The 8034-nt window shown below is 71.5% G+C and carries 11 protein-coding genes; 5 read left to right on the top strand and 6 right to left on the bottom strand.

The window, feature by feature from the left end; genetic code table 11:
* From C1I93_RS26045 to C1I93_RS26055, 3 genes are all read right to left on the bottom strand, one after another.
* A partial coding sequence (locus C1I93_RS26045; RefSeq protein WP_220039602.1) for a hypothetical protein occupies nucleotides 1-248 on the bottom strand: 248 nt, incomplete at its 3' end.
* On the bottom strand, nucleotides 245-1762 hold the full coding sequence (locus C1I93_RS26050; protein ID WP_111245922.1) for a replication-associated recombination protein A: 1518 nt from the start codon (nucleotides 1760-1762) through the stop codon (nucleotides 245-247). The genes C1I93_RS26045 and C1I93_RS26050, both read right to left, overlap by 4 nt.
* Nucleotides 1763-1837: 75 nt before the next feature.
* The gene (locus C1I93_RS26055; protein ID WP_111245931.1) at nucleotides 1838-2047 is read right to left on the bottom strand and encodes a hypothetical protein; all 210 of its coding nucleotides are present in this window, start codon (nucleotides 2045-2047) and stop codon (nucleotides 1838-1840) included.
* A gap of 155 nt (nucleotides 2048-2202) precedes the next feature.
* Here C1I93_RS26055 and C1I93_RS26060 point away from each other — a divergent pair, with 155 nt between their 5' ends.
* Nucleotides 2203-2484 (top strand): GNAT family N-acetyltransferase, encoded by a 282-nt coding sequence (locus tag C1I93_RS26060; RefSeq protein WP_111245923.1) that lies wholly within the window; start codon nucleotides 2203-2205, stop codon nucleotides 2482-2484.
* Here the strand turns inward: C1I93_RS26060 and C1I93_RS26065 are convergent.
* Together C1I93_RS26065 and C1I93_RS26070 are read right to left on the bottom strand one after the other, a co-directional pair.
* The gene (locus tag C1I93_RS26065) at nucleotides 2442-3788 is read right to left on the bottom strand and encodes an MFS transporter (RefSeq protein WP_111245924.1); all 1347 of its coding nucleotides are present in this window, start codon (nucleotides 3786-3788) and stop codon (nucleotides 2442-2444) included. The two genes, C1I93_RS26060 and C1I93_RS26065, sit on opposite strands and share 43 nt — an antisense overlap.
* Nucleotides 3785-4414, bottom strand: a complete 630-nt coding sequence (locus C1I93_RS26070; protein ID WP_111245925.1) for a helix-turn-helix domain-containing protein — start codon at nucleotides 4412-4414, stop codon at nucleotides 3785-3787. The genes C1I93_RS26065 and C1I93_RS26070 overlap by 4 nt, the downstream gene beginning before the upstream one ends.
* A 68-nt stretch (nucleotides 4415-4482) precedes the next feature.
* On the opposite strand from C1I93_RS26070, the gene mqnP reads away from it, so the two are divergent.
* Entirely contained in the window at nucleotides 4483-5409 is a 927-nt protein-coding gene (gene mqnP / locus C1I93_RS26075) for a menaquinone biosynthesis prenyltransferase MqnP (protein WP_111245926.1), read from the top strand.
* A gap of 23 nt (nucleotides 5410-5432) precedes the next feature.
* Nucleotides 5433-6062 carry a UbiX family flavin prenyltransferase gene (locus C1I93_RS26080; protein ID WP_111245927.1) on the top strand — a complete coding sequence of 210 codons (630 nt, stop codon included), beginning with the start codon at nucleotides 5433-5435 and terminating at the stop codon, nucleotides 6060-6062.
* Nucleotides 6063-6124: 62 nt separating this feature from the next.
* Here the strand turns inward: C1I93_RS26080 and C1I93_RS26085 are convergent, their stop codons facing one another.
* On the bottom strand, nucleotides 6125-6391 hold the full coding sequence (locus C1I93_RS26085) for a BldC family transcriptional regulator (protein ID WP_111245928.1): 267 nt from the start codon (nucleotides 6389-6391) through the stop codon (nucleotides 6125-6127).
* A 269-nt stretch (nucleotides 6392-6660) separates the two neighbouring features.
* Between C1I93_RS26085 and C1I93_RS26090 the strand changes: the two genes are divergently transcribed.
* Together C1I93_RS26090 and C1I93_RS26095 are read left to right on the top strand one after the other, a co-directional pair.
* Entirely contained in the window at nucleotides 6661-7116 is a 456-nt protein-coding gene (locus tag C1I93_RS26090) for an Lrp/AsnC family transcriptional regulator (RefSeq protein ID WP_111245929.1), read from the top strand.
* Between the two features lie 50 nt (nucleotides 7117-7166).
* Nucleotides 7167-8034 (top strand): PLP-dependent cysteine synthase family protein (locus tag C1I93_RS26095; protein WP_111245930.1); only part of this gene is annotated, 868 nt, incomplete at its 3' end.

The following is an 8034-nucleotide window of genomic DNA, read 5'->3' on the forward strand; positions in this document are numbered from 1 at the left end:
TGTATAAGAGACAGGTCCGAACCGCGCCCCGGCCGGGGGCCGGGGGGCGGTTCGGACAACGGCATACCGTCCGGGCCGAGATCGCCACCCTGCTGCTTCGCCGAACGCAGGTCGTCGATCCAGCCGAGGTCCTCACCGCCGCCCGGTTCCTCCCGGGCGGCCTCGGACTTGCCCCGGCCCCAGCGGCGACCCTTGCCGCGCCGCTCGTCCGGGCCGTCCTCCGGTCGCTCCGAACCAGGCGATCTCACTGTTGACCCTTTCTGTCGGCGCTGTCACCGACCTGATCAGCCGCGTCGGCCTCGGTGGCCGTCGGGCGACCGCCGTCGACTGCGGACGGCGTCGGCGCCCGACCGTTCGCCGTCGACGCTTCGCTGCGCGCGGGAGCAGGCAACCCGCGGACGATCCCGCGCAGCAACGGCAGCCGGGTGGCCACCGACCGCTCCGCGCCGTGCTGGCTCGGCTGGTAGTAGTCCACGCCTACCAGTTCGTCCGGTGCGTACTGCTGGCTGACCACGCCCCGCTGGTCGTCGTGGGGGTAGCGGTACCCGGTGCCGTGGCCGAGCCCACGCGCGCCGGCGTAGTGGGCGTCACGCAGGCCACGCGGCACCGGGCCACCGCGACCGGCCCGCACGTCGGCGATGGCGGCGCCGATCGCGGTGGTCGCCGAGTTGGACTTGGGTGCGGTGGCGAGGTGGATCACGGCCTGGGCGAGGTTGAGCTGTGCCTCGGGCAGGCCGACGTACTCGACCGCGTGGGCGGCGGCGGTGGCCACCCCGAGCGCGCCCGGATCGGCCATGCCGACGTCCTCACTGGCGAAGATGACCAGGCGGCGGGCGATGAACCGGGCATCCTCCCCGGCGACCAGCATCCGGGCCAGCCAATGCAGCGCGGCGTCCACGTCCGAGCCCCGCATGCTCTTGATGAACGCGCTCGTCACGTCGTAGTGCGCGTCCCCCGCCCGGTCGTACCGGACAGCCGCGGTGTCCACCGCCCGCTCGGCGGTGGCCAGGTCGATCCGCCCGCTGCCGAGCGCGGCGGCCGAGCCGGCCGCCGCCTCCAGCGCGGTGAGCGCTTTGCGGACGTCGCCGCCGGCCAGCCGGACGAGATGGTCCTCCGCCTCCGCGTCGAGGGTGAGCGATCCGGCCAGGCCGCGCTCGTCGGTCACCGCGCGGCGCAGCAGGACGCGGACCGCCGCGTCGTCGAGCGGTTGGAGGGTGAGCAGCACGCACCGCGACAGCAGCGGCGAGATGACCGAGAAGTACGGGTTCTCCGTGGTCGCCGCGAGCAGCGTGACGGTACGGTCCTCCACCGCGGCGAGCAGCGAGTCCTGCTGGGTCTTGCTGAACCGGTGCACCTCGTCGATGAAGAGCACAGTCGGTGGACCACCGGAGCGCCGCTGTCGTCGGGCGGTGTCGATGACGGCTCGGACGTCCTTCACCCCGGCCGACAACGCCGACATGGCCACGAATCGCCGATCGGTGGCCCCGGCAACCAGGTGCGCGACAGTGGTCTTTCCGCTGCCCGGCGGGCCCCAGAGAATGACCGACATGGGCGCGTTGCCGGCGACCAGTTGCCGCAGTGGCGCCCCGGGTGTGAGCAGGTGCTCCTGACCGACCAACTCATCCAGGTCGGCCGGGCGCATCCGGACGGGCAGCGGCGCGTCCGGCCCGACCGCGCTGAAGCCGCCGACACCACCGGAACCCGTCACGGCACTGGGTGCTGTGGCGGGCTCACCGAGGGTGAAGAGGGCGTCAGACTCCATCAGGAGAACAGTACCGGGCTTGGCCGGCATCGCCGGAATCGCGCCGCCGGCCGAGCCCGGGGTGATCCGTTTCGGTCAACCGCGGCCCGGACGGCGACCCCGGTACCAGCGGCCACCGCCGCCGCCGGGGCCACGGCCCACGCCGGCCAGGAAGAGCGCGAGCAGCAGCAGGCCGATCAGTACGAGGGTGTCCCAGTTGAACAGGTCCGGCGCACCGAGATCGGTGTCCAGCAGGTCCAGCAGCAGCGCGAAGCCGAAGACCGCGGCGGCGGCGATGGCGAGCATGGCGTTCCTCCGGTGGGGGTTCCAGTAGGTCGGCGCGGGATGTACCCGATCGGTCGCCTCGCCAATCTCCACCGTGGATCATCGCCGCCCACTACTAGGCCGCCAGTCATGATCTTGGCTGACGAGGCGCTCGACGGACGGGACGAGGGGCCTGAGTGGTCGACTGGTACGGCGTCCGCGACGGCGACCGGCTGATCGCCTGCGGGGCCGACTGCACCCGTGGTGACGTGGGCTTCCTCGCCGGGCTGACGGTCGCACCCGAGCATCGCAGGCAGGGGCTGGGGGCGGCGCTCACCACCGGGATGACCCGGGCGCTGTCGGCGCGGTACGACGTGGTGGCGCTCGGCGTCCATCTGTCCAACACCAATGCCCGCCGGCTCTACCAGCGGCTCGGCTACACCGACTCGTTCGCCCTCACCTCGGTGCGCGTCGGCTGACCGGCTACACCAGACTCGCTCGCCGGCACCTCGGTGCCGGTTGCCTGACCGGCGGCCGTGCCGTTCGGCCGGCGGCCGGCTCGCCAGGCCGGCAGGTACAGCGGCGCGGCGAGCGCCAGCACCACCGCGCCGACCAGCATCGCCGTGCTCACGCCGGCCCGGTCGCCGAGATGACCGAGCAGCACCCCGCCCAACGCGGCGGCGGGCAGCGCCACCATCGAGTTCACCGAGATCACACTGGTCCGGTACAGGCCGTCGACCTGCCGGTGCAGCAGTCCCATGTGCAACGGGTTGGACGCGCCGTGCACGGCGTGGCAGGCAAAGAAGGCGACAAGCATCCCGGCCGGGCCGGCGAACAGCGCCATACCGACCACGGTGATCCCCTGCATGATCCGCAGCGCGGCGGCAGCGGGGGCGGCACCCAGCCAGCGACCGAGCAGCGGGGTGAGCGCCGCACCGCCGGCCGAGGCGAGCCAGGCCACGGTGCTGCCCGGCCCGAGCAGCGCGCCGGCCCGGTCGGCGTCGCCGAGCACCTCGGCCAGCCGGATCGGCAATAGCGCCTCGAAGGTGACCATGCCGAATCCCCAGCTCAACTCGACAGCCACCAGGGCGAGCAACACCCGGGAGCGGCGCAGCAGGCCGAGCGCCGCACCGACCAGGCGCGGCACGGTCCGCATCGAGGCACGCAGCGCACCCGGCCCGGTCACCGGCCGCTGCTCGACAAGCAACGTCAGCAGCGCCACCAGGGAGATCCCCTGAAAGCCGGCGGCGATCACCACCGGTACGGTCAGCGCGCTGACCGGCCCCACCGGTCCGAGGGCCACCAGGCCGCCGCTGAGCAGGGCACCGGCGGCGATGCTCACGCCGAGCACCATGCCGCCCTGGCCCAGACCCTTCTCGTACGCGGCGTCCGGGTCGGTGGCGAGGGTGGTGTCGACGTACCAGGATTCGAGCGGGCCACTGTCCAGGGCGCGGAACACCCCCTGCAACGCCCAGACGGCCGCCAGCAGGGCGAACGAGTCCGCCACCACGAGCAGCCCGGTCGAAACGAGACCGACCACAGTGGCCACCACCAGCACCGGCTTGCGGCCCAGTGCGTCGGCGAAGCCGCCGGTCGGCAACTCCAGCGCGAGGACCACCACTCCCTGGGCGGCGACGGCCAGCCCGATCTGGGTCAGGGTGAGACCCCGCTCCTGCATGAGCAGGATGCTCACCGGGATCACCAGGCCGGCCGGCAGCCAGCGCAGGCCGTGCAGGACGAGATAACGTCGACGCACCTGGCGTACGGTCAGGGCGCTGGTCATGGCGTGCCCCTCGACGGCGGCTTGCTGCCCAGCAGCAGCGGCAGGGTGGTCAGGAAGATCTGCACCTGCTCGGCGCCGGGCGTGTCCGGGTCGGCCTCGGCGCGGTAGCGCTCGAGGATCGACCACAACTCCGCCTTGAGCTCCTCCAGCCGGGCCGCCGGGATGGTCAGGAAGATGTCGCTCATGCCGAACGCGTCGCGCCAGGCCGGTGACCACTGCTCGCGGACGGCGAACCAACGCTCGGCGTGCTCGACGAAGTGGCGTACCTGCTCGGCCTGGATCCACTCGATGGCGGCCCTCGCGTCCGGGTCGTCGTCGAAGTCGGTGTTCTCCCAGTTGGTGACGTCGTGCGCGGCCCGCCACCAGCGTTGCCGCCCGGTGCCCCGGTCCGGCTCCTCGACGACCAGCCCGACCTCGGCCAACTGCCGCAGGTGGTAGCTGGTCGCGCCGGTGTTCGTGTCGAGCAACTCGGCGAGGGTGGTGGCCGTCGCCGGCCCCTTCACCCGCAACGCCCCCAGCAGTCGCGTACGCAGCGGATGCGCCAACACACGGACCTGACGATTATCGATCCGCACCCGCCGCGCCGCACCCCGCTCCTCACTCCCCACACCTTGCACAATACTCATGCACATTTCCTATGCACAATCCCTGTGCACCCCTCCCGCGCGTCGATCTTGCACTTGTGGTCGGCGAAATGCCGTTACATGCGCCTTTTGCCCCGACGGAAAGTGCAAGATCGCGGGGGCGGGTGGGGGCGTTTTTGAAGCTTGTGGCGATTGAGCACTCGGTGTTTGCGTTGCCGTTTGCGTACCTGTCGGCGCTTACCGCGATGACCGTGAGCGGGGGGCGGGTTCGGTGGCTCGACCTGCTGCTGATCACGGTGGCGATGGTGGGGGCGCGGACCTTCGCGATGGCCGCCAACCGGATCCTCGACCGCAAGATCGACGCGCGGAATCCGCGTACGGCCAACCGGGAACTGGTGACCGGGGCGGTGAGCCTGCGGACGGCCTGGACCGGCGCGGGCGTGGCGCTGGCGGTGTTTCTGGCCGCCGCCGCCCTGCTCAACCCGCTCTGCCTGGTGCTCGCGCCGCTGGCCGTGGTGCCACTGATCGTCTACCCGTACGGCAAGCGCTTCACCAACTGGCCGCACGCCATCCTGGGCGTCGCCCAGATGGTCGGCCCGGTCGGTGCCTGGCTGGGGGTGACCGGCACTTTCGCCGGTTCCGGTCCGGCCTGGCTGCTCGGCGTGGCCGTGGGACTCTGGATCGGCGGCTTCGACCTGATCTACGCCTGCCAGGACGCCGAGGTGGACCGGAAGATCGGGGTGCACAGCGTGCCGGCCCGGTACGGGCTGCGGTTCGCGCTGCACGCCTCCACCGTCGCGCACGTGGTGACCTTCGCGCTGTTCCTGTGGTTCGGGGTGCTTGTCGGCTTCGGCTGGCTCTGGTGGATCGGTCTGGCGCTTACCGCTGTCGCCTTCGGCTATCAGCACCTGGTGGTCACGCCGACAGACCTGAGCCGGGTGAACCGGGCCTTCTTCACCGCAAACGGTTTCGTCGGCATCGCGCTGTTCCTATTCGCCCTGCTGGACCTGGTTGTCCGGCTCGGCCTGCGGCCGTAGGTCGTAACGGGCAGGCTGGCGGCATGCGCGAACCATGGGTGATCGGGGTCTCCGGGGCGTCCGGGACACCGTACGCCGCGGCGGTCCTGCGTGGGCTGCTCGACGCCGGGGAGCCGGTCGACCTGGTGGTCTCCCGGGCCGCCCGGCTGACGCTGCTGGACGAGACCGGACGCCCGTTCCGAGACGCGCACTGGGCCGAGGACCTGGCCGCCTGGCTGGGCCGCGACCTCGACGACGCGGACGTACGGTACTGGCCCGCCGGCGACCTGGCGGCCGGACCGAGCAGCGGCTCCTATCCGGTACGCGGCATGGCGGTGGTGCCGGCCAGCACGGCGGCCTGCGCCGGCATCGCCATCGGCCTGTCGAAGGATCTGCTCCAGCGCTCCGCCGAGGTCAACCTGAAGGAACGCCGGCGGGTGGTGGTGGTGCCCCGGGAGACGCCGGTGACCCGCAGCCACCTGGAGCACCTGATCGCGTTGCACGATGCTGGTGCGGTGGTGTTGCCGGCCAGCCCCGGCTTCTACGGCGCGGGAGCCGCCGCCAGCGCGCCGCAGCTCGTGGACTTCGTGGCGGGCAAGGTGCTGGACGCGCTCGGCGTGCCGCACACCCTTTTCCACCGCTGGACCGGAACGTTGAACGCGGACCGGACCTGAACAGTCGACGTCGTACGCGGACCGGACCTGAGGACCGGCCCGCGTCGGCGATCCCGCACCAATCAGTACATTCCGGCGTTGGCCGGACCTGGGCCGGTGGAAGCGGCTGGGCCCGCATTGCGCGGTCGGCCCATCTCGTCCGCCTCCTCCAGCATGCCCTCCCCCTCGAGCAGGGCTCGCACCTCGGATTCCCGAAACCGGCGATGCCCTCCTGGAGTCCGGATGCTGCCGATCCGGCCCGCCGCCGCCCAGCGCGTCACAGTCTTCGGGTCAACCCGAAACAGCGCGGCGACCTCACCCGGTGTCAGCAGGCGATCTCCAGTGTCCACAGCCCCCTCCTCGCGTCGACGAAGCCCCCGGCTGAACACACTGCCCCCGGCCGGTGCGAGCCCAGAGCCGTCATGAGGGACGTATGGCAATTACAGCACCAGCGACCTGGCCTGTCCGCCAAACGCGAAAAACGCACTGAGTGGGAAGTTAGTAAATGGTACCGGCGCCCCAACCCTTCAACCCCGAGTATGCGAACTGTCACCCGCTGCCATGTTCAACGGGTGCCGGAGTCCGGGTGTCACGCGGCGGCGACTAGGGTCTACAGTCCGTGGACGCCATCGACCTGAGCCTCGTGGACCTGCTCCGCGGTAACGCCCGCCTGTCCTACGCCGAACTGGCCCGCCAGGTCGGCCTCTCCGCGCCGGCGGTGCACGAACGCGTCGGCAAGCTGGAAGCCGCCGGCGTGATCCGCGCCTACCGGGCGGAGGTCGACCCGGAGACCATCGGGCTGAGCGTGACCGCCCTGATCAGCGTCGTGGAGGATTCCGGCGCGGACACCGACGATGTGCTGGAGGCGTTCCGGGCCATCCCGGAGATCGAGTCGTGCTACTTCATGGCCGGCGTCGAGTCGTTCCTGATCAAGGTGCGGGTGGCCACCATCGCCGAGCTGGAGCGGCTGATCGTACGGGTGAACCGGACGCCCGGTGTCGCCTCCACCCGGACCAGCATCGCCCTGTCGACCAAGTGGGAGAACCGTCCCCAGCCGGTGGCACCTCCCTCCTGAGTCGCTGCTCCGCCGGTCCACCCGGCCGCCGCCCGGTAGCCTTCCTGAGCGTGACTCAGCTTGACCGGTGCGACGACACCAGCCGCCGGTGGGTGACCGAGGCCATCGCCGCCGTCGAGGCGGACGCGAACCGGTCCGCCGACACCCACCTGCTGCCCTTCCCGCTGCCCCGGCCCTGGGGGATCGACCTCTACCTCAAGGACGAGTCGGTCCACCCCACCGGCTCGCTCAAGCACCGGCTGGCCCGGTCGCTGTTCCTCTACGGGCTCTGCAACGGCTGGATCGGGCCGGCCACCACGATCGTGGAGGCGTCCTCGGGCTCCACCGCGGTCTCCGAGGCGTACTTCGCCCGGATGCTGGGGTTGCCCTTCATCGCGGTGATGCCCGCCTCCACCTCGCCGGAGAAGATCACCCAGATCGAGTTCCAGGGCGGCCGCTGCCACCTGGTGCAGGACCCGGCGAAGGTGGTCATCGAGGCCCGCTGGCTGGCCGAGGACAGCGGCGGACACTTCATGGACCAGTTCACCTACGCGGAGCGGGCCACCGACTGGCGGGGCAACAACAACATCGCCGAGTCGATCTACGCGCAGCTCGCGCTGGAGCGCCATCCCGTACCGGCCTGGGTGGTGGTCGGTGCCGGCACCGGCGGCACCAGCGCCACCATCGGCCGGTACGCCCGCTACCGGCGGCTGCCCACCAAGCTCTGCGTGGTCGACCCGGAGAACTCGGCGTTCTATCCCGCCTGGCAGGCGGCGGACTGGTCGGTGTGCACCGGACGGGGTTCCCGGATCGAGGGGATCGGCCGGCCCACCGTCGAGGCGTCGTTCCTGCCCGCCGTGGTGGACCGGATGGTGCAGGTGCCGGACGCCGCCTCGCTGGCCGCCATGCGGGCCGGCTCGGCGATCCTGGGCCGACGGG

The sequence above is a fragment of the Micromonospora endophytica genome, assembly GCF_003236305.1.
Classification (GTDB): domain Bacteria; phylum Actinomycetota; class Actinomycetes; order Mycobacteriales; family Micromonosporaceae; genus Micromonospora; species Micromonospora endophytica.

Coding starts and splice junctions, on each gene's coding strand:
- C1I93_RS26070 (WP_111245925.1), bottom strand. CDS start 4,414: ATGAGTATTGTGCAAGGTGTGGGGAGTGAGGAGCGGGGTGCGGCGCGG.
- C1I93_RS26055 (WP_111245931.1), bottom strand. CDS start 2,047: ATGCTCGCCATCGCCGCCGCCGCGGTCTTCGGCTTCGCGCTGCTGCTG.
- C1I93_RS26065 (WP_111245924.1), bottom strand. CDS start 3,788: ATGACCAGCGCCCTGACCGTACGCCAGGTGCGTCGACGTTATCTCGTC.
- C1I93_RS26080 (WP_111245927.1), top strand. CDS start 5,433: ATGCGCGAACCATGGGTGATCGGGGTCTCCGGGGCGTCCGGGACACCG.
- C1I93_RS26050 (WP_111245922.1), bottom strand. CDS start 1,762: ATGGAGTCTGACGCCCTCTTCACCCTCGGTGAGCCCGCCACAGCACCC.
- mqnP (WP_111245926.1), top strand. CDS start 4,483: ATGCCGTTACATGCGCCTTTTGCCCCGACGGAAAGTGCAAGATCGCGG.